The 20,197-nt window shown below is 68.6% G+C and carries 21 protein-coding genes; 15 read left to right on the top strand and 6 right to left on the bottom strand.

The genetic code is table 11. From position 1 onward, the window contains the following. Nucleotides 1–112: 112 nt before the first annotated feature. Nucleotides 113–832 (bottom strand): DsbA family protein, encoded by a 720-nt coding sequence (locus AC4GYU_RS01400; protein WP_491085119.1) that lies wholly within the window; start codon nucleotides 830–832, stop codon nucleotides 113–115. Next, nucleotides 829–2,202 (bottom strand): M48 family metalloprotease, encoded by a 1,374-nt coding sequence (locus tag AC4GYU_RS01395; RefSeq protein ID WP_491085118.1) that lies wholly within the window; start codon nucleotides 2,200–2,202, stop codon nucleotides 829–831. The genes AC4GYU_RS01400 and AC4GYU_RS01395 overlap by 4 nt, the downstream gene beginning before the upstream one ends. Before the next feature lie 105 nt (nucleotides 2,203–2,307). On the opposite strand from AC4GYU_RS01395, the gene argS reads away from it, so the two are divergent. The 9 genes from argS to tatC are packed head-to-tail and all read left to right on the top strand — an operon-like array spanning nucleotide 2,308 to nucleotide 9,397. Beyond that, nucleotides 2,308–4,038 (top strand): arginine--tRNA ligase, encoded by a 1,731-nt coding sequence (gene argS, locus AC4GYU_RS01390; protein ID WP_491085117.1) that lies wholly within the window; start codon nucleotides 2,308–2,310, stop codon nucleotides 4,036–4,038. A gap of 3 nt (nucleotides 4,039–4,041) precedes the next feature. Further along, a complete protein-coding gene (locus tag AC4GYU_RS01385; protein WP_491085116.1) occupies nucleotides 4,042–4,806 on the top strand; it encodes an SPOR domain-containing protein in 765 nt (254 codons plus the stop codon). A gap of 2 nt (nucleotides 4,807–4,808) precedes the next feature. Beyond that, nucleotides 4,809–5,477, top strand: coding sequence for an SPOR domain-containing protein (locus AC4GYU_RS01380; RefSeq protein ID WP_491085115.1), 669 nt, complete (start codon nucleotides 4,809–4,811; stop codon nucleotides 5,475–5,477). A gap of 10 nt (nucleotides 5,478–5,487) precedes the next feature. Next, nucleotides 5,488–6,498: a beta-N-acetylhexosaminidase gene (gene nagZ, locus AC4GYU_RS01375; protein WP_491085114.1), complete on the top strand. Its 1,011-nt coding sequence runs from the start codon at nucleotides 5,488–5,490 to the stop codon at nucleotides 6,496–6,498. Between the two features lie 14 nt (nucleotides 6,499–6,512). Then, on the top strand, nucleotides 6,513–7,268 hold the full coding sequence (locus AC4GYU_RS01370) for a segregation and condensation protein A (protein ID WP_491085113.1): 756 nt from the start codon (nucleotides 6,513–6,515) through the stop codon (nucleotides 7,266–7,268). Then, a complete protein-coding gene (gene scpB, locus AC4GYU_RS01365; protein WP_491085112.1) occupies nucleotides 7,265–7,834 on the top strand; it encodes an SMC-Scp complex subunit ScpB in 570 nt (189 codons plus the stop codon). The genes AC4GYU_RS01370 and scpB overlap by 4 nt, the downstream gene beginning before the upstream one ends. 30 nt (nucleotides 7,835–7,864) lie before the next feature. Beyond that, on the top strand, nucleotides 7,865–8,146 hold the full coding sequence (locus AC4GYU_RS01360) for a twin-arginine translocase TatA/TatE family subunit (protein WP_491085111.1): 282 nt from the start codon (nucleotides 7,865–7,867) through the stop codon (nucleotides 8,144–8,146). Between the two features lie 22 nt (nucleotides 8,147–8,168). Next, a complete protein-coding gene (locus AC4GYU_RS01355; RefSeq protein WP_491085110.1) occupies nucleotides 8,169–8,597 on the top strand; it encodes a Sec-independent protein translocase subunit TatA/TatB in 429 nt (142 codons plus the stop codon). Beyond that, nucleotides 8,594–9,397 (top strand): twin-arginine translocase subunit TatC, encoded by an 804-nt coding sequence (tatC, locus tag AC4GYU_RS01350; protein WP_491085109.1) that lies wholly within the window; start codon nucleotides 8,594–8,596, stop codon nucleotides 9,395–9,397. The genes AC4GYU_RS01355 and tatC overlap by 4 nt, the downstream gene beginning before the upstream one ends. 110 nt (nucleotides 9,398–9,507) lie before the next feature. Here the strand turns inward: tatC and AC4GYU_RS01345 are convergent, their stop codons facing one another. Both AC4GYU_RS01345 and AC4GYU_RS01340 read right to left on the bottom strand, forming a co-directional pair. After that, nucleotides 9,508–11,061 (bottom strand): sensor histidine kinase, encoded by a 1,554-nt coding sequence (locus AC4GYU_RS01345; protein ID WP_491085108.1) that lies wholly within the window; start codon nucleotides 11,059–11,061, stop codon nucleotides 9,508–9,510. 32 nt (nucleotides 11,062–11,093) lie between these two features. After that, complete coding sequence (locus AC4GYU_RS01340) at nucleotides 11,094–11,315, bottom strand: NepR family anti-sigma factor (protein ID WP_491085107.1); 222 nt, start codon at nucleotides 11,313–11,315, stop codon at nucleotides 11,094–11,096. Between the two features lie 248 nt (nucleotides 11,316–11,563). Between AC4GYU_RS01340 and AC4GYU_RS01335 the strand changes: the two genes are divergently transcribed. The 3 genes from AC4GYU_RS01335 to AC4GYU_RS01325 all read left to right on the top strand — a co-directional run bounded on the left by AC4GYU_RS01335 (nucleotide 11,564) and on the right by AC4GYU_RS01325 (nucleotide 13,291). Beyond that, nucleotides 11,564–12,367 (top strand): response regulator, encoded by an 804-nt coding sequence (locus AC4GYU_RS01335; protein WP_491085106.1) that lies wholly within the window; start codon nucleotides 11,564–11,566, stop codon nucleotides 12,365–12,367. A gap of 77 nt (nucleotides 12,368–12,444) precedes the next feature. Next, nucleotides 12,445–12,585: a hypothetical protein gene (locus AC4GYU_RS01330; protein ID WP_491085105.1), complete on the top strand. Its 141-nt coding sequence runs from the start codon at nucleotides 12,445–12,447 to the stop codon at nucleotides 12,583–12,585. 13 nt (nucleotides 12,586–12,598) lie between these two features. Beyond that, a complete protein-coding gene (locus tag AC4GYU_RS01325) occupies nucleotides 12,599–13,291 on the top strand; it encodes a sigma-70 family RNA polymerase sigma factor (protein WP_491085104.1) in 693 nt (230 codons plus the stop codon). 116 nt (nucleotides 13,292–13,407) lie between these two features. Here AC4GYU_RS01325 and AC4GYU_RS01320 read toward each other — a convergent pair whose 3' ends face one another. Then, on the bottom strand, nucleotides 13,408–13,647 hold the full coding sequence (locus AC4GYU_RS01320) for a hypothetical protein (protein ID WP_491085103.1): 240 nt from the start codon (nucleotides 13,645–13,647) through the stop codon (nucleotides 13,408–13,410). A 15-nt stretch (nucleotides 13,648–13,662) separates the two neighbouring features. On the opposite strand from AC4GYU_RS01320, the gene glnE reads away from it, so the two are divergent. From glnE to AC4GYU_RS01305, 3 genes are all read left to right on the top strand, one after another. Then, nucleotides 13,663–16,347, top strand: coding sequence for a bifunctional [glutamate--ammonia ligase]-adenylyl-L-tyrosine phosphorylase/[glutamate--ammonia-ligase] adenylyltransferase (glnE, locus tag AC4GYU_RS01315; RefSeq protein WP_491085102.1), 2,685 nt, complete (start codon nucleotides 13,663–13,665; stop codon nucleotides 16,345–16,347). After that, nucleotides 16,344–16,799, top strand: coding sequence for a peroxiredoxin (locus tag AC4GYU_RS01310; RefSeq protein WP_491085101.1), 456 nt, complete (start codon nucleotides 16,344–16,346; stop codon nucleotides 16,797–16,799). Before glnE ends, AC4GYU_RS01310 begins: the two co-directional genes overlap by 4 nt. Nucleotides 16,800–16,912: 113 nt before the next feature. Beyond that, entirely contained in the window at nucleotides 16,913–19,522 is a 2,610-nt protein-coding gene (locus AC4GYU_RS01305) for an HWE histidine kinase domain-containing protein (RefSeq protein WP_491085100.1), read from the top strand. A 6-nt stretch (nucleotides 19,523–19,528) separates the two neighbouring features. Here the strand turns inward: AC4GYU_RS01305 and AC4GYU_RS01300 are convergent, their stop codons facing one another. After that, nucleotides 19,529–20,047, bottom strand: a complete 519-nt coding sequence (locus tag AC4GYU_RS01300; RefSeq protein ID WP_491085099.1) for a biliverdin-producing heme oxygenase — start codon at nucleotides 20,045–20,047, stop codon at nucleotides 19,529–19,531. Nucleotides 20,048–20,197: the final 150 nt, after the last annotated feature.

Genomic DNA, 20,197 nt, shown 5'->3' with positions numbered 1-20,197 from the left:
GAGCGCGCCCCGGCTCGCTCCGCGGATTTCGCGGATTGCAAAAAAGGAATGGCTCGACCGAAAGGTCGGGCCATTTCTTTATGTCGAAGGGGAAGGGGCGGCCCCGGCGGGCCTAGCGGCTGGCGGCCGTGCGGGCGTCGGCGATCGCGGCCTTGAGCGCCTCGTAGCCGACCGCGCCATTCATCACCTTGTTGCCGACCACGAACAGCGGGGTGCCGGTCGCGCCGAGCTGCTGGGCGAGCTGGTAGTTGCGGCGAAGCTCGGCATCGAATTCGGGGCTCGAGGGAATGGCGGCGGGAAGGCCCGCGGCCGCGGCGGCCCTGGTCAGCGTGTCCTGGCTCGGCCGACCGGCGGCGTAGAGCGCATCGTGGAAAGTCATGAAGCGCCCGGCCTTGCTGGCGGCGAGCGCGAGCCGGGCGGCGGCCTCGCTGTCGGGGCCGAGGATCGGGAATTCGCGGTAGACGACGCGCAGCTTGGGGTCTTCCTTCAGCAGCCGGTCGATGACCGGGAGCGAGGCTTTGCAATAGCCGCAGGCGTAATCGTAGAACTCGACCAGGGTGACGTCGGCGTCCTTGGCGCCCTCCCAGGACGAGCCGAAGGGCGTCTCGAGCGCCTGGCGGTTGGCGGTGAGCGCGGGGAGATGCTGCTGGTCGCGCAGCGCGTCGGCGGTCTCCATCAGGATCTGGGGATTGTCGAGCATCGCCTTGCGGACGAGCCGGTCGCCCCAGCCGCCCTGCACCGCGACGAGCGCGAGGCCGATGGTCGCGATGGCGCCGCCGGCCGCCCCGGCGAGGACCGAGGTCCAGCCGCTTCCCCCCTTGCCCTCGCTCACTGGTCGCGCTTGCCCTTCTTCTTTTTCTTGTCGACTTCGGCCTTGGATACCATCGCAATGTCCTGGGCGCGAATGTAATCGGGGGTGCCGCCGGGGATCCCGCGGAGCGCGGCCTCGGCGCTCGACAGCGCGAGCTTGGCATTGCCCTCGAGATTGTAGCGCTCGGCGGTGGCGAGGGCGGCGCGGGCGGTGTCGCCCTTGCGGTCGTAGATCATGCCGAGCTGGTACCAGGCGAAGGGCTGCTCGTTGTCGCGGCCGATCGAGGCCTTGAGCACCTTCTCGGCCTCGGTCAGGTTCTCGCTCTTCTCGGTCGAGAGGAGGGCGTGGCCGAGCATCGCCTGGATCATCGGCTGGTCGGGGGCCTTGGCGACGGCTTCGCGGAGCGCCGGAATGGCCTCGGCCGGACGCCCGCTCTCGAGCAGGATCTGGCCCTTCAGTTCGAGGTAGAAGGGGTCCGCCGGTGCGGTAGCGAGGAGCGCGTCGGCCTCGGCCAGCGCTTTGTCGCGGTCGCCCATGCGGTGATAGGCATAGGCGCGGGCATAATGGGCCGGCACGCTCTGGTCGGTGACCGGATAGGTGCGGAGCACCGCTTCCTTGTCACTGATGTAGCCGATGAGCTTCGCCCGGACGCGCTGGAAGCGGGCTTCGAGCGCGGGGTCGGTCGGCCGGTTCCAGGCCGGGTCCTTCTGGTAGATGGTGGTCAGCGAGGCGATGCGCTCGGACGACAGGGGGTGGGTCCGGTTGTAGCTGTCGGTCGCATAGACCGCGAGGCGATATTCCTGGTTCTGCAGCTTCTTGAAGAATTCGAGCGAACCCTTGCCCGAAATGCCCGCCTTGGTGAGGTAGGAAGCGCCGGCGAGGTCGGCGCTGGTCTCTTGCGCGCGGGTGAAGGCGAGGAAGGAGCCGAGCGCGGCCTGCTGGCCGATCGCCAGCGCGCCCATCGCCGCATCGCCCGCGCCGGCCGCCATGGCGAGGCCGCCGAGGACGAGGCTGAGGATGGTGATTCCGGTCGCCTGCTTGGCCCCTTCGCCCGAACGGATCGCATGGCCGCCGGCGACGTGGCCGAGCTCGTGGGCGATGACGCCCTGAACCTGATTGGCATTGTCGGCCGCGGTCAGCAGGCCGGTATGGATGTAGACCGCCTGGCCGGTCGCGACGAAGGCGTTGATCTCGGGATCGTTGATGAGGACGATCTTGACATTCTTGGGATCGAGCTGGGCCGCCTGGATCAGCGGCTTCGACATGTCGGCGAAGAGCTTCTCGGTTTCGCTGTCGCGCAGGATCTCCTGGGCAGCGGCAGGCTGGGCCGCGGCGAAGACCGCCGCGAGGAAAAGCATCAGCCAACGGCTGACCGGTTTCAGGCGTCGCATGGGCGTTCCCCTCCGGCACAGCGGCTGAACGGGGGGTGACTGTCACCGCATCTCTGGCGTAAGGGCATGTCCCTTCCTGACACAATTGATACGATTGCCAAACGCTTGAGCATCTTCGCGACCTTCACCGACCATGTGAACCAGGCCCTCGACCAGCTGGCCGCGGCCGGCTCGCTTCCGCCCGGCTTGCCGCGCAAGGCGGTCACCGTCGAGCCTCCGCGCGACGCGAGCCACGGCGACCTTGCGACCAATGCCGCGATGGTCCTCGCCAAGCCCGCCGGGACCAACCCGCGCGCGCTCGCTGGCCAGCTGGTGCCGCAACTCGAGGCATTGCCCGGAGTCGCCGGGGTCGAGATCGCCGGGCCCGGCTTCATCAACATCCGGCTGACCGACGACGTCTGGCGGGCCGAGCTCGGCCGCATCGCCGCCGAGGGTCGGCGCTACGGCCTGTCGAGCGTCGGCAAGCGCGAGCGGGTCAATGTCGAATATGTCTCGGCCAATCCGACCGGGCCGATGCACATGGGCCATTGCCGCGGCGCGGTGGTGGGCGACGCGCTCGCCAGCCTGCTCGAGGCGGCGGGCTATGCGGTCACCCGCGAATATTATGTCAACGATGCCGGCAGCCAAGTCGACACGCTCGCCCGCTCGGCGCACCTGCGCTACCGCGAGGCGCTCGGCGAGGACATCGGCGAGATCCCCGAGGGGCTTTACCCGGGCGACTATCTGAAGCCGGTCGGTGCGCTGCTGGCGGCCGAATATGGCTCGTCGATGGTGGCGGCGCCCGAGGCCGAGTGGCTGCCCGCCTTCAAGCAGAAGACCGTGGCCGCAATGATGGACCTCATCCGCCACGATCTGTCGCTGCTCGGGATCACCCACGACAAGTTCAGCTCGGAAGCCGAGCTGCAGGCGTCGGGTGCGCCCGAACGCGCGCTCGAGACGCTCCGCGCCAAGGGCCTCGTCTACGAAGGCGAGCTCGAGCGGCCCAAGAGCATCGACGAGCATGACGCCTGGGAGCCCGTGTCGCTGACCCTGTTCCGCTCGACGCAATTCGGGGACGACCAGGACCGGCCGATGAAGAAGTCGGACGGCAGCTGGACCTATTTCGGTGCCGATGCGGCCTATCACCTGCAGAAAGCCGAGAGCGCCGACCATCTCGTCAACATCTGGGGCGCCGACCATTCGGGGACGGTGAAGCGGATCAAGGCGGCGGTGCAGGCGCTGACCGACGGCAAGGTCGACCTCGACGTGAAGCTGGTCCAGATGGTCCAGCTGCTGCGTGCCGGCGAGCCCGTGAAGATGAGCAAGCGGGCGGGCAATTTCGTGACGCTCGCCGACGTCGTCCGCGAGGTCGGCAAGGACGTGGTCCGCTTCATCATGCTGACCAAGCGCGCCGACACCCCGCTCGACTTCGATTTCGCCAAGGTGGTCGAGGCGTCGAAGGACAATCCGGTCTTCTACGTCCAATATGCCCATGCCCGGATCGCCAGCCTCAAGCGCAAGGCGGCCGAAGCGGGGCTCGATGCGGGCAATGCCGATCTGTCGCTGCTCGACAGCGAGGAACTGGCGCTGGTCCGGCTCGCGAGCCACTATCCGCGCGTCGTCGAAAGCGCCGCCACCGCGCACGAGCCGCACCGGATCGCTTTCTACCTCTACGAGCTGGCGGCCGCCTTCCACGCGCTGTGGAACCGCGGCAACGACGATCCCAGCCGGCGCTTCCTGATCGAGGGCGAGCCGGGCCTCAGCGCTGCCCGTCTCGCATTGTCGAGCGCGGTCGCGCAGGTGATCGGGAACGGTTTGGGGCTGATGGGCGTCGAGGCCGCGGAGGAGATGCGTTAGGCGATGCCAGTATCGAGCGAGCGCCTGCCCTGGCTCGACGATGAACCGGCCCCGGCCGGATCGCCGACGACGGCGCGCGCCGCTCCGGCGAGGATCCGCACCGGCCGTGCGCTTCTCCCCTGGTATCTGCTGCTCGCCCTGGTGATCGTGGGCGTCGGGGTCGGGGCCTGGTGGCTCGGGACCCGCCAGCGCGAGGCCGCCCCGCCCGAACTGCCCGCCGAGGCGACCGTGCCGATCCCGGTCAACGAACCCGAGCCGCTTGCCGTCGATGGCGCTCCGGCGACCGCCGAGGCGAACAGCGTCGAGGGCAATGGCAGCGCTCCGGTCGCCGAGCGGGCCGCCCCCCGTCCGTCGTCGCGGATCGCCCGCGAGGCTGCCGACGTCCGCAGCCGCAGCAGCGCGGCGCGGAGCGAGGACCGGGCCCGCCGCCCGACCTTCCCCGCCGACGAGCCGGTGATCGCGCCGCCGCCGACCGGGCCCTCGCCGATCGCCGTCTATCGCCCCAATCCCGATCGCGGCCGCGTCGTCCAGCTCGGCGCCTTCCCGAGCCGGACCCAGGCCGAGAGCGCGTGGAAGAAGGTGACCCGCCGCTATCCCTATCTCGCGACCAAGCCCAAGATGGTGAACACGGTCGACGTGCGGGGCCTGGGCGGCGGGCGGCCGACAAGAATGTACCGGTTGCAGCTCGGCACCTCTTCGCAAGCCCAGTCGGTTGTCATATGCCAGCAGCTCGAACGAGCGGGACAGTCTTGCGTGGTGGTGTACTGAAGATGGCAACGTCGCGGAGCGTGTCGGGCGAGCCCTTGCCGTGGCTCGAGCCTGTCGATGACGAGGACGAGCCGCCCTCGCTGTCGGCGCGCAAGATGCTGGCCGCCATCCTGGTGGTGCTGCTGGCCGCGGCGGTGGTCGCGGGGACGCTCTACTGGCTCGGCAAGCGCCAGGCCGAGGAAGGCAGCGGACCGCCCGAACTGATCCGCGCCGAGCCCGGACCCTACAAGATCAAGCCGACCGATCCGGGCGGGATCAATGTCGCGGGTGACAGCGAGACGGCCTTCGCGACCGGCGCGGGCGAGCAGGTCGACGGCCAACTCGATCTCGACGCGGTGCCCGAGGAAGCGATCGCCAAGCCGCAGCCCAAGCCCGCCACCCCGGCCCCGGCCGAGGCCGACAGCGCGGCGGCCGAGCCGGCCCCGGCGCCCGAGCCTGCGGGTCCGGCCGGGAGCACGGTGCAGCTCGGCTTCTACGACAATCCGGCGCAGGCCAATGCGGCCTGGGCGACGCTCGCCGGGCGCTTCCCGTCGATCGGCGCGGCGACCAAGATCATCGTGCCCTACCAGAAGGGACAAAGGCTCCGCGCCAGCTTCGGCAGTGCGGCCGAGGCCCGCCAGGCCTGCCAGCTGCTGAAGGCGGCAGGCGACGCCTGCTTCGTGGCACGCTAGGGGCGCCGTCATGCAGGCAGCAATCTATGGGATGTCGGGGCTTTCGCTCACCGACGACGAACGGGCTTTCTTCCGCGAGGTGGACCCGGCGGGCTACATCCTGTTCGCGCGCAACTGCGGCGATCCCGAGCAGCTGAAGGCGCTGACCGCCTCGCTCCGGGACCTGCACGGGCGCGGCGACCTGCCGATCCTGATCGACCAGGAAGGCGGGCGGGTGATGCGGATGAAGCCACCGGCCTGGCCGGCGCTTCCCGCGGGCGGGGCGTTCGACCGGCTCTATCAGGCGGCGCCATCCTCGGCGATCGAGGCGGCGCGGATGAACGCCCGCGCGATCGGGCTGATGCTCGCGGGCCATGGAGTCAACGTGAACTGCGTGCCCAATCTCGACGTCCGCCAGCCCGACGCCGACCAGATCGTGGGCGACCGCGCCTATGGCAGCGAGCCGATGCAGGTCGCGGCGATTGGCCGCGCGGTGCTCGAGGGCCTCGCCAGCGCGGGTGTGATCGGGGTGGTCAAGCATATGCCCGGGCACGGCCGGGCGACGGTCGACAGCCACAAGGAGCTGCCGCGCGTGAGCGCCTCGGCGGCCGAGCTGGAGATCGACCTCGAGCCGTTCGAAACGCTGCGCGAAGCCCCGATGGGGATGGTCGCGCACATCCTGTTCGAGGCGTGGGACCCGGTGCATCCGTCGAGCCAGTCGCCGTTCGTGATCGAGGAAATCATCCGCAAGCGGATCGGCTTTGCCGGGCTGCTGATGACCGACGACATTGGGATGGAGGCGCTGTCGGGCTCGGCCGGGGAACGCTCGGCGGCGGCAATCGCGGCGGGTTGCGACCTCACGCTCCACTGCTCGGGCAAGTTCGACGAGATGGTCGATGTCGCGCGGCACGTCGGGCCCATGACGCTCGAGGCCGAGGCGCGGCTGGCGCGGGCGATGGCCGGCGCGATGGTCGGCGGCTCGGACGGCCCCGACTTCGCCGCGGCCGTGGCGGTCCGGGACGAACTGCTGGCGCTGGCCTGAGACCGGGGGCGGGGGTGACGGACAGGGCCAGCCTCCTTCCCGACGCCGACGACAGCCTCCAGCTTCACCTCGGGGCGTGGGAAGGGCCGCTCGACCTTTTGCTCAGCCTTGCCCGCGCGCAGAAGGTCGACCTCAAGCACATCTCGATCCTCGCGCTGGTCGAGCAATATCTTTCCTTCCTCGACAATGCCGAGGCGCTGAAGCTCGAGATCGCGGCCGATTATCTCGTGATGGCGGCGTGGCTGGCCTATCTCAAATCCTGCCTCCTGCTGCCCAAGGACCCACAGCAGGATCCGAGCCCCGAGGAATTGGCGGCACGGCTCCAGCTGCGTCTGCAGCGGCTCGACGCGATGCGCGAGGCGGGGGCAAGGCTGATGGCGCGCGACCGGCTTGGCCGCGACGTCTTCGCGCGCGGCGCTCCCGAGGGGCTTCGCCAGATGCGGCGGAGCAAGTGGGAAGTGTCGCTGTTCGAGCTTGCCGCCGCCTACGGCCGGGTGCGGGCCCGGACCGCGCCGGTGATGCACGTGGTCGCGCGGCGGGCGGTGCTGACGCTCGAGGAAGCGATCGAGCGCGTCTCTGCGCTGGTCGGGAGCGCGATCGACTGGACCCGGCTCGAGGCGTTCGTGATGCCGAGCCAGGATCCCGAATTCGCCAGATCGGCGCTCGCCTCCTCCTTCGTCGCCGCGCTCGAGCTGGCCAAGCAGGGGCGGGTCGAGCTTCGCCAGGACGAAGCCTTCGCGCCGCTCGAACTGCGGGTCGCCGCGCGATGAGCGAGGACTTTGCCCGCGCGGTCGAAGCCGTTCTGTTCGCGGCCGCCGAACCTTTGAGCCTCGCCGATATCGCGGCTTATGCCGGGGAAGGCGACCTTGCCGCCACGCTCGAGGCGCTCGCGGATCATTATGCCGGACGCGGGATCAACCTCGTCGAGCGCGGCGGGCGGTGGCATTTCCAGACCGCGGGCGACCTGGCGCATCTGCTTCGCCGGACCCGCGAGGAGCCGCGACGACTGAGCCGGGCGGCGACGGAAACGCTCAGCATCATCGCCTATCACGAGCCGGTCAGCCGGGCCGAGATCGAGGCGATCCGCGGGGTGCAGACCGCCAAGGGCACGCTCGACGTCCTGATGGAAGCGGGCTGGGTCCGGCCGGCAGGACGGCGCGAGGGGCCGGGGCGGCCGCTGCTCTATGCGACCACGGCCGAGTTCCTGACCCACTTCGGTCTCACGAGCCGCCGCGACCTTCCTGGGATCGACGACCTGCGCGCCGCCGGGCTGCTCGATCCGGTCGACGAGGCCAGCCTGATGCTGCAACTGGAAAGCGGCGGCGAAGACGACTAAGTAGCCCGCCAGTTCAACGGAGTAGAACGCATGGGCGGGTTCAGCCTCATTCACTGGATCATCTTGGGGGTCCTGATCCTGCTGCTGTTCGGCGGCAATCGCTTCTCGGCGATGATGGGTGACGTGGCCAAGGGGCTGAAGAGCTTCAAGCAGGGCCTCGCCGACGATGACGACGAGCAGAAGCGCAAGGCCGAGGAAGAGCGCCGCCGGCTGGGCAGCGTCGACCGGCCGATCGACGTGACTCCGAACCGCTCCGCGCCCGATCCGGTCGCGCCGCCGCCCCCGCCGCCGTCCGACCAGCAGCCGCGCTAGGCGGCCGCGGGACCATCGCCGCATGTTCGGCGTCGACAGCACGGAATTGTTCATCGTCGCGGTGCTGGCGCTGATCTTCATCGGCCCCAAGGAACTGCCGACGACGATGCGCACGGTGGGCCGCTGGGTCGGCCGTGCCCGCGCCCATGCGCGCCATTTCACCGCGGGCATCGAGAATATGATGCGCGAGGCCGAGCTGGAGGAAATGGAGAAGCGCTGGCGCGAGGAGAATGAGCGGATCATGCGCGAGCATCCGGTCGCGCTGCCCTATGCCGGCGCGAGCGAGGAGCATGGCGCGGTGATGCGGCCGATGGACGGACCGTTGGCGGACAGCTCCCCGGCCCAAAGCGACCGCGCCTCGTCGTCGCCCGTCACGAACGAGAGCGCGGAGACCGACGAGCCGCCGCTGCCGCTGCCGGTCCCCGAGCATCACAAGCGCGAACTGCCGTGAAGGACCTCGACGAAACCAAGCAGCCCTTGTTCGACCATCTGGTCGAGCTTCGCCGGCGTTTGCTGGTGAGCCTCGCCGCGCTGGTCGGCGCCTTCTTCCTCTGCCTCTACTTCGCCAAGCCGATCCAGGCATGGCTGGTCCAGCCCTTGCGCGCCGCTGGACAAGGCAAGCTCATCTACACCGATGTGTTCGAGGCTTTCTTCACCGAGGTGAAGGTCGCTTTGTTCGCCGCCCTCATGCTCTGCTTCCCGATCATCGCGACGCAGATCTGGCGGTTCGTCGCGCCGGGGCTCTACGCCAAGGAGAAGAAGGCCTTCCTGCCCTTCCTGGTGATGACGCCCTTCTTCTTCGGCGCGGGCGCGATGTTCGCTTATTTCGTCGCCATGCCCTGGGCGCTCAAGTTTCTGCTCGGGTTCGAGGGCAATATCGGCGGCGTCGAGCAGGAGGCGCTCCCGGGCGTCGGCAATTATCTGGCCTTCGTCACCCGTTTCCTGTTCGGCTTCGGAGTCGCCTTCCTGACCCCGGTATTGCTGATGATCCTCGAGCGGGCGGGGCTGGTCACCCGCGAGCAGCTCGCGGCGAAGCGCCGCTATGCGATCGTCGTCTGCGCGGCCGTGTCGGCAGTGCTGACCCCGCCCGACGCGGTGTCGATGCTGCTGCTGCTGGTGCCGCTCTACCTGCTCTATGAATTCGCCATCATCGCCATCCGGCTGACCCACTGGCGGGCTGCCCGTCGCGAAGCTTCCGACGCTGGACGCAAAGCGGGCCCGAAATCGTCACCGGGGGGGGGGGAGGGTTGACGACTTCGGGCCCGTGTAAGCGGACAGCGAGAGCGGGGGGGCAAAAGGTCGCTATCCGAAGTGTAGAACGGCGCTGTCGCCCCGGGGTTCCAACTCCTCCAGAAATTTTTTCAACGTGGCGGAAATACCGGGATGTCGACGCTGTATCGGCCCGGTTCGCGGTCGAGAGTCGAGCGTAGCTGCTTCGCCAGCCCGCTGATGATCCGCTCGAACTGCTGGTGATCGGCCTCGCTTTCCGACGGCGCCGATGACGTGCCAGTGGCGAGCGTGAACCGCGCCACCGTGTCCGAGGTCCGATGGAGCGTCAGCGTGACCAGCGCCTCGGGCTGGGTCAGCATGGCATGCTCGACAATCTCGGTCGTGAGGAATGCCGTCGCCACGGCCACGTCCTGAATGACGTTGAGGCTTTCGAGATCGAGGGTGATGTCGATCGAATGGGATCCCTGCGGCGCGCTGCCGCGGAGGTTCGAGGCGAGCTCGCTCAGCAGCGGGCGCAGGGCAATGCCGCGATTTTCCTCGAGCTCGGCATAATGGTTGCGGTGGACGACGGCGAGCGCGTCGACCCGGCGGCCGATCGAGGAATAAGCGTCCTTGGCATCGTCCGACTTGGCGCTGCGGCGGTGGATATTGAGCAGGGACGCGACCACCTGAAGATTGTTCTTCACCCTGTGGTGGACCTCACGGACGAGCTTGCGCTGGCCCTCGAGGGCCTCGGCCATCTCCATCTCGCTCTTCTCGATCCGCGCGACAGCGCGCGAGAAACTGTTGCCGAGTTCGCGGATCTCGACCGCCGAACCGAGCCGGTCAGGAAGCTCGAGGGCACCGCTGCCAGGCTCGTGAAGCGTGATGGCGCGCTGGATCCGGCCGAGCGGCGCGAGCAGGAAGACCCGCACCACCACCCAGCTCAGCACTGCGGCGACGATCCACATCAGGAGCGGAAGAAGGATGATGAGCTGATCGACCTGCGCCACCTGCTCGGTCGCGACGTCGGCCTTCACCCGCAGCTGGCCGCCCGCGATCGCCTGCTCGACGGTATAGATGGCCTGCTGGAGGCCGGTGCCACCCTCGTTCGGGCCCGAGGAGCCGACCTGGATCTCCGCGCGATCGTCCGACAGGAGCACGGTGCCGGTCCCGACCCGGGCCGAGACGAGGGCCGAACGGAACTGCTCGCGGTCGATCCACGCGGTGGCCGAGCCGCCGATCACCCCGACCCGATAGTAGAGCCGGTTGCGGCTTTGCGAGAGCCAGACCCGGACCTGGCCGGGAGCGACGAGCAGGGTCGGCCGCTCACCGTCGTCGGCATCGCCGCGGGTGCAAAGGCGGGTCCCGACCTCGTCGCTGAGCATGAAATTGAAGGGCGTGCCCGGCGCCGAGCGAAGCGAACGCTCGACCCGCTGGCAGGGATCGGGCGTCCCATTCTCGATCGCGCCATTGGCGGCGACCCGAAGGGCAAGGATGTTGCGGGCAATGAGGCTGTCGATCGCGCGGAGCGCGAGCCGACCCTGGTCCTGGGCGCGGGCGGAAAGCGCCTGGTTGGCCTGGCCGATGCCGTTGTTGGCGGCGGCGACCAGCACCAGGCCGAGCGGGAGAATGGCGGCAGTGAGCAGCAGCAGCAGCTTGCTTGCGGTAGGGAGCTGCTGGAACCAGGACCGGAGTCGAGACATCTTGATGTCAGGGGCAGCGCTAGGCGCCCGGCTCAACTCAGCTTGCCGAGCAGGTCAAGAAAGTCGTCGGGAACGTCCTCGCGCAGCGCCTCGTCATAGGCACTGCGAAGCGCGCGCCCGACATCGTCAGGCGCGGATCCCCGCTTCTTCGGCGCGGGCTTCTTCACTTTCGTGTCGGCCGGGGACGATTGTTGATTGCTATTGTCCGCACTCAACCCCTGATCCCCCTCGCGACGCTGCGTGGCTTGGCGCAATGCCTATTCCTCGATGTACCGGGCGAATTTAACGCCATGGGCCCCCGTAAAAGTCAGGCAGCCGACTCGTCAACCGAGAGGCTGCCCGCAGTGGAAACCAAAACGACACATCTTTGTTCCGCGAACCGTAACAAAGTCATTCGGAGGTTGCCTGTGGCGCTTCGGGCCCACCCGCGTCAGGGTTGCAGTTTCGCGACGCGGCTCCCAATAGGGGCGTCAAATATTCTGATTAGGAGCAAAGCACCCTCATGTCGCTAGGCCAGGAACTCGCGCCGCATCTGCCATTCCTGCGGCGCTATGCCCGCGCGCTCACCGGAAGCCAGACCCATGGCGACGCGTTCGTCCGGGCGACGCTGGAAGCGATCGTCGCCGCGCCGGACAATTTCCCCCGCGAAGTCGAGCCGCGGCTTGGCCTCTACCGCACCTTCCACGCGATCTGGTCGACCGCCAACATCGAGGAAGGCAGCGACTATGATGACGGGAACAGCGGCAATCCGGAAGCGATTGCGCAGGCCCGCCTCAGCCGCATTACCCCGCTATCGCGCCAGGCGCTGTTGCTGACCGCGCTCGAGGGCTTCTCCTCGTCGGACGCGGCCTATCTCATCGGCGCGCAGCCGAACGAGGTCGACAATCTCGTCCAGGAAGCGCTGAGCGAGATCGAGCGCCAGACCCTCGCCGACGTGCTGATCATCGAGGACGAGCCGATCATCGCGATGGACATCGAGACGATCGTCCGCGACCTCGGCCACAATGTCACCGGCGTTGCGGTCACCCGTGACGAGGCGGTGGCGCAGGCCCGCGCGCACCCGCCGGGCCTGGTGCTGGCCGACATCCAGCTCGCCGACGATTCGAGCGGGATCGACGCGGTCCGCGACATCCTCGCCGAATTCTCGGTGCCGGTGATCTTCATCACCGCCTTCCCCGAGCGGCTGCTCACCGGCACCCGTCCGGAACCGACCTTCCTCATCACCAAGCCCTTCCAGCGGGCGACGGTGAAGGCGGCGATCGCGCAGGCGCTCTTCTTCGACGCGGCGACGGTTCCGGCGGGCTGAAGCCCTCCACGAACGGTGGGAACAACGGTTCCCATCGTTGCGTTGGCGCTTCAAACCTAATCGGAGTGCCGACGTAGATGATCGACAACCAGCCGGAGCATTTGACCGGGACGGAAGCGCGCGCCGGGACCACCCCGGGCGTCGCGCGAGTGGCACTGATCGGCGGACTGGTGCTTGTCATCCTGGCGTTCGCCATCATCTATTTCGTTGCCGGCTGAGGGCGGACGGCGCATGAACCATATGACGAGCGCTGCCACGATGCGCAGCGCCGAGGGGCGGGATGGATTGAGCGACGATCTGGATCAGCAACCGGCCGAAGCGGCCCGGGCCGAACCGGTCCCGCTGTCGGACCCGGAATTCAAGACCCAGCTGGCGCAGGTCATTCCGCACCTGCGCGCCTTCGGCCGTTCGCTGTCGGGCAGCCGGGACCTTGCCGATGACCTCGTGCAGGAAACGCTGCTCAAGGCGTGGGCGGCGCGCAAGCGCTTCCAGGCGGGCACCAACATGCGGGCCTGGACCTTCATCATCCTTCGCAACCTGTTCCTCAGCCAGATGCGGCGCGCCCGCTTCAAGGGCGAGTGGGACGAACTGACCGCGTCGAAGATCCTTGCCGCGCCGGCGAGCCAGGACCGTCACGTCGAACTCGGCGACATGCAGCGGGCGCTGATGCACCTACCGCAGCCGCAGCGCGAGGCGCTGATCCTGGTCGGCGCGGGTGGGTTCGCCTACGAGGAAGCGGCCGAGATCTGCGGCTGCGCCGTGGGCACGATCAAGAGCCGCGTCGCGCGTGGCCGGGTCGCGCTCGAGCAGCTCCTGTCGGGCGGCAAGCTGCCCAGCCGGCGCCAGCACAAGACCGATCCCAACCACAGCGCGCTTGCCCAGATCATGGGCGAAGTCGACGAACTGGCGGGTGGCCGCGGCTGAGGCCGCGCCACGTCGCCAGTCAGCCATATCGAAAAGGGCCGGACGGTCGGGACATCACCCGTCGTCCGGCCCTTTTCTTGTTTGTGGTGGGTGGCCTTGGCCTGCCGGCGAAATCCTCAGCCCAGGCGGGCGAGGAGATCGTCGAACGCGCGGTCGTCGGTCGGCGCCTGCGTCGTCGCGAATGCGCGGCGCAGGGCGGCGGTGACACCGGCGTGTGCAGGCGGTAGCTCGACCCGGATGATGCGTCGATCCATGGAGTCGCTCTTTGCTGCCGCCGCCGCCTTCGAGGAAGGTGCGGAATTCATTTGGCTGGTCAACGCAGAAGCCAGTGCTTCGTTGCTATCAATCTGGTCCAAAGCCGAGGTGTCGGCATGAGCGCGGCCTCCGGGACACAGGTTCGCGCCGAGGCGATTGAGCGGGCGCGGCGCTGGTCGCCCTTCCTGAGCGGGCTGCTCGAACGTCATCCGCAGATTGCCGGGATTTTCGAAAGCGACGGCAGTCTTGCGGCCCTTGCGGCGATCCGGACCGAGGACGGGACCCGCGTCGGCGAACGCCTGCGGCGCGAGCGCCAGCAGCTCGCGCTCGCGACCGCTCTCGGCGACCTTGCCGGCGAATTGTCGCTCGAGGACGTAACCGCGGCGCTGTCGGCCTTTGCCGACCGGGCGATCGACGAGAGCCTCCACGCCGCCATCATCGAGCGCGTGCCCGACGCGCCGATGATCGACATGACCGTGCTCGCGCTCGGCAAGCTTGGCAGCTGCGAGCTCAACTATAGTTCGGACGTCGACCTCATCCTGCTGTTCGATCCCGAGACCTTGCCCAAGCGGGCGCGCGAGGAAGCCGGGGAGGCGGCAGTGCGCTACGGGCGGCGGCTGATCGAACTGCTCCAGACCCGCGACGAGCATGGCTATGTCGCGCGGGTCGACATGCGGCTTCGGCCCTCGCCCGAGGTCACCCCGATCGCGCTCCCGGTCGATGCCGCCATCTCTTATTATGAAAGTTCGGCGCTGCCGTGGGAGCGGGCCGCCTTCATCCGCGCGCGCTGCTGCGCCGGCGACAGGGCGCTCGGGCAGCGCTTTCTGCGCGAGATCCAGCCCTTCGTCTGGCGCCGGGCGCTCGACTTCGGCGCGATCGACGAGATCCGCTCCATCTCGCTGCGCATCCGCGATCATTATGCGCAGGGCCAGGCGTTCGGACCGGGCTACGACCTCAAGCGCGGACGCGGAGGGATCCGCGAGGCGGAATTCTTCACCCAGGTCCAGCAACTGGTCCATGGCGGGCGCGAACCGGCGCTGCGGGCGCCCGCGACGCTCGATGCCTTGCGCGCGCTGACCGACGCCGACCGGCTGGAGCCCCATGTCGCGGCCGCGATCGGCGAGGGCTATCGCGCGCTGCGCACCGCCGAGCATCGGGTCCAGATGATCGACGACCGGCAGGAGCATCGCCTGCCGCGAGGGGAAGCGCTCGAAGCCGTCGCCAGGCTCGCGGGCGAAGCCGATGGCGAGGCCTTGCTGAGGTCGCTTGCGCCGCATGTCGAGGCGATCGGCCTCTCCTTCGACGGCTTGGTCAGCAGCGATGAAACGCGGCTGTCGAACGATCCCGACCGGCTCCGCGCCGAACTGACCGCGCAGGGCTGGCCCGAACCCGAGGAGGCCGCGCGGAGAGTCGCCGACTGGCGCACCGGCAAGGCCCGCTCGCTGCGATCTCCGGCGGCGCGGCAAGCGTTCGAGGCGATGCTCCCGGGGCTGATGCCGCGGATCGCCGCCGCGCCCGAGCCGATGCGCGCGCTCAACCGTTTCAGCGACATCGTCGAGCGGCTGTCGAGCGGGGTCAATTTCTTCCGCCTGCTCGAGGCCCGCCCGGCGCTGGCCGAGATCCTGGCGCTGATCCTCGCCCAGGCGCCGGCCCTTGCTGACCAGCTGGCGCGGCGGCCGACCCTGCTCGACGGGCTGATCGACGACAGTAGCTTCGCGCTTCCGCCCGACGCCGACACGCTGGCCGACCGCTTCGCCGCGGCGGTGGCGGGGGACGGGCTCGACCAGGCGCTCGACCGCATCCGCCGCCTCGTCGGCGAGCGCCGCTTCGCGCTCGGCGTGCAGTTGATCGCCGCGCACCGCGATCCGATCGCCATTACCAAGGGCTACAGCGACCTTGCCGAAGCGGCGGTCCGGACCCTGTCGGACAAGGTCGCCGAGGAATTCGCCGCGGCGCACGGGACGATGCCGGGCGGCGAGTTCGGGATCGTCGCGCTCGGCCGCTTCGGCGGGCAGGCGCTGACTGATGCCAGCGACCTCGACCTCATCTTTCTCTGGTCCTGTCCCGACGAATGCCGCTCGAGCGGCGCGCGTTCGCTGACCGGCACCGATTATTACAACCGCCTGGCGAGCCGGATCGTCGCGGCGCTGTCGGTCCAGACCGCCGCCGGGCCGCTCTACGACGTCGATACGCGGCTTCGGCCGCAGGGCGAGAAGGGGATGCTCGCGGTCAGCCTTGCCGGCTTTGATCATTACCAGCGAAGCGACGCCTGGACCTGGGAGCATCTCGCTTTGTGCCGGGCGCGGCCACTGACCGGCAGCCCGGCTTTCCAGACGCGGCTCCGCGACGCGATCCATTCAATCCTGACGATGGAGCGCGACCCTGCGGCGGTCCGGGCCGATGCGGCCGAGATGCGGGCGCAGATGGCGCAGCACAAGCCCGCGGTCGGGCCGCTCGACGTGAAGCTCGGCCCCGGCGGGCTGGTCGACCTCGAATTCACCGTCCACACGCTCCAGTTGACCAGCGGCATCGGGCTCGATCCCCGGCTCGAGAGCGCGATCGCGGCGCTGGTCGCGGCCGGGTTGCTCGACGAGGCGACCGATCCCGACCTTCGCCTGCTCAGCCGCTTCCTCGTGGTGATGCGGCTGGTTGCGCCGGGGGCGGTCGCGCTCGCCGAGGCCAGCCGGCCCCTCGTCGCAAGCCTGTGTGGACAGGCGGACTGGGATGCGCTTCTGGCGGCGATCGACGAAGCCCGGGCGCGGATCGCCGGGCGCTGGGAAAAGGTAAGGAGCGGGACATGATCGACGAGGGCAGCAAGGCACCGGCACTGACGCTGGCGACGACGGGGGGCGAGACCGTCGACCTCCAGGCGCCGGGCGGCAAGCTGGTCGTCTATTTCTATCCCAAGGACGATACGTCAGGCTGCACCAAGGAAGCGCAGGAATTTACCGCGCTCGCCGACGATTTCGCCGCGGCCGGGACGCGCGTGATCGGCGTGTCGCGCGACGATGCCAAGAGCCACGATAAGTTCATCGCCAAATATGATTTGAAGGTGCCGCTCGCGGTCGACGACGGAAGCCTGAGCGAGGCCTTCGGCACGTGGGTCGAGAAGAGCATGTATGGCCGCAAATATATGGGCATGGAGCGCTCGACCTTCCTGATCGGCGCCGACGGATCGGTGGTGAAGACGTGGCGCAAGGTGAAGGTGCCGGGCCATGCGGCGGCGGTGTTGAAGGCGGCGCGCGAAGCCTGAGCCCAAGGGCCTAGCATCGGCCTTGATATTTGTTAAATTGCAGAGGCTTCTGACAGGCTCCATAAAGGATGCGTCTGGATAGGCGCACTTCCACTACGGAGTTTTCGGCGCAGATGGACTTGAATGACGACGGTGTCGGGACCTCTGCCGATGCCGAAGCCGGAGTGCCCGCCCTCGACGGAATGGGGGCGGATGCCGCGGCGCTCTGCGCGCTCGAGCAGATCCAGTTTCTCGGCGAGATCCAGCCGCACGGTTTCCTGATCGAGCTGGCCTCGGACTGGCTGGTCCGCCGCGCCTCGGACAATGTGATCGACTATTTCGGCCAGCCGAGCGAGGCGCTGATCGGGAAGAGCGCCGCCGACCTGCTCGGCGCCCGCGCGCTTCACGACCTGCGCTCCGAGCTCCAGATCAACCAGGGGATGAGCCCGCACATCCTCGCCGATGCCAAGGTCGATGCCTGCGCGCAGCGCCTCGACCTCAACGTCCATCGCCTCAACGACAGCGTCATCATCGAGGGCGTGCCCGCGTCCCCGCGCGACGAGCGGCTCCAGCTCAACATCCAGGCGATGCTGACCCAGATCCGCGAGCTTCCGACGGTCGACATGCTCGCCAATCTCGCGGTCCGCCACGTCCGCGCGCTGACCGGTTACGACCGGGTGATGTTCTACCGCTTCCATGCCGACGACAGCGGCGAGGTCATCGCCGAAGTCCGCCGCCGCGACCTCGATCCCTATCTCGGCCTCCATTATCCGGCGAGCGACATTCCCGCCCAGGCGCGCGCGCTCTACCTGCGCAATCCGATCCGGCAGATCGCCGACGTCCATGCGCGGACGGTGCCGGTCAGTCCGCGGATGGGGGCGAACCGCGAGCCGCTCGACCTGTCGATGAGCATGCTCCGCGCCGTGTCGCCGACCCATATTCAGTATCTCAAGAACATGGATGTCGCCGCGTCCATGTCGCTTTCGATCATCGTCGAGGGGCGCCTCTGGGGACTCTTGAGCTGCCACCACCAGACCGCGCGCTCGCTTCCGGCGCCGGTCCAGCAGTCGCTCGCCTTCTACGCCAACATCCTGTCGATGACGCTCGAGACGGCGGTGCGCGGGAAGGTGGTCGAACGGCAGAAGGCGGCGCGCGACCGCCACGCCCGGATGCTGTCGCAGGTATCGACGAAGAATGGGTCGATCGACGACCTCTTCAGCCTGCTCATGGAGCTTGGCGAGGAACTGGGCGCGACCGGACTTGCGACCTATGTCGACGGCCGGCTGCGGCTCGGCGGGGAGACACCGACCGAGCGCGAGACGCTCGACCTGATGCGCTTCCTCAACGGCGCGGCGGCGAGCCGGGTCTATCACACCAATGCGCTCTCCTCGGTGCATCCGCCCGCGGCCGATTATGAGGCGAATGTCTCGGGCATCCTTGCTATCCCCGTGTCGCGGCGGCCGCGCGACTATGTCGCTTTCTTCCGTCCCGAGGTGGTTTCGACCGTACGCTGGGGCGGGCAGCCGACCAAGGCGGTCAAGCGCGACGTGCATGGAACGCTCCGCCTGAGCCCGCGCGAAAGCTTCGAGGAATGGCGCGAGACCGTCCGCGACCAGTCGCGCCACTGGTCCGACATCGACCTCGAGCTGGCCGAGGGGCTGCGCGTCACCTTGCTCGAGATCATCCTCCAGCTGACCGACCAGGCGGAGAAGAGGCGCAAGGTCTCGAACGACCAGCAGGACCTGCTGATCGCCGAGCTCAACCACCGGGTCCGCAACATCCTCAATCTCATCGTCGGGCTGGTCCGCCAGTGCGCCGAAGGGGCGACCGACGTCACCGTCTTCGCCAATGACGTGAACAGCCGCGTCCATGCCCTGTCGCGGGCGCACGACCAGCTGACCAGCAGCGGCTGGGGGGCGCGCTCGCTGACCAACATGATCCGGGTCGAGGCGGGCGCCTATCTCGGCAGCGGGGCCGACCGGGTCGAAGTGATCGGCGAGGACATGGCGGTCCAGCCCGACGCCTTCGCCACGGTCGCGCTGGTGATGCACGAACTGATCACCAACGCCGCCAAATATGGCGCGTTCAAGGATAATAGCGGGACCGTCCGAATCCGGCTCGAGAAGGCGCCGGACGGCGGGCTCTCGATCCACTGGAAGGAGCAGGGTGGCTCTCCGGTGGTTGCGCCGACCCGCCGCGGCTTCGGCTCGACCATCATCGAGCGGGCGATCCCGCACGAGCTCGGCGGCGAGGCGAGCATCGCCTTCGAGCCCGATGGCCTGCGCGCCGATTTCCGCCTTCCGCCGCACCTGGTGACCGCCGGCGACAGCTTTGACGTCCAGATGCAGGACCGGATGGCGATGGGCCTCGCGACCAAGGCGATCCGCGATCGCATCACCGGTTCGGTGCTGCTGGTCGAGGACAATCTGCTGATCGCGCTCGAGGCCGAGGCGATGCTCCAGTCGCTTGGCGCGAGCGACGTGCAGGTTGCGTCCAATGTCGCCAGCGCGCTCGATTTCCTGGCGAGCCAGAAGCCCGACTTCGCGGTGCTCGACTACAATCTCGGGCGCGAGCAGAGCACGCCGATCGCCGAGATGCTCGAGGAGATGGGCGTGCCGTTCGTCTTCGCGACGGGCTATGGCGACACCTCGATGATCGACGAGCGCTTCCGCCGCCGGCCGATCCTGACCAAGCCCTACAGCGCGGCCAACGTCATCGCCGCCTATCGCGAGATGATGGACTAAGGCGCGTCAGCCGAGCGTCCGGCGCCCGGCCCGTTCGAAGGCCGCAAACACCGTCCGGGCGCTGTCGATCGCCTGCGCGAGTACGTCCGGAGTGGAAAGCCGCCGGTCGAGCTCGCCGACGAAGCTGCGCCAGCTTGCCGACCGCTCGCCGGCGAGGAAGCGCCTGGGGAGGTCCGCGCCGACCTCGCGGGCGAGGAGGGCGCCGCCCAGCCGCGAGCCTTCGAGGACATAGGCCGCACCGATCACGGCGGCGGGCGTCTCGGGCAACGTCACCGGCTCGGGCTCGGACAGGTCCTCGCCCAGCAGGGCAAGATCGTCGCGCAGCAGATCGGCACGGCGCCGCTCAGGCCAGTCGGCGAGGAGATCGGCGGCGCCATGCGCGTCGAGCCATGCCTCGAGCGGCAGCAGGACCGCGGCCTGGGCGGCAAGGAAGCGCGCATAGTCGCCCCGCTCGCCGAGGTTCAGCGGCGCGAACAGCCGGTCGACCCGGTCATGGTCGTCGGCGGTCGCCGCGCGCAGCTGCATTCGGGGGCTCGCACTCATGGCGACGGCGTTTCGCAAAGCCGTACGCGGCTGGCAATGACCATCTCGCGCACGAAGGGATACGGTCCTTCGCCAAGGGCTGGCCTTTCGCGTCCGACGCTCCTATTTCGCGGCCAGCGCTAGAGGAACAAG

The sequence above is a fragment of the Sphingomonas sp. SP2 genome (assembly GCF_058313385.1).
The sequence above is the reverse complement of the archived record's forward strand: the minus strand, read 5'-3'. Positions and strand labels throughout refer to the sequence as shown.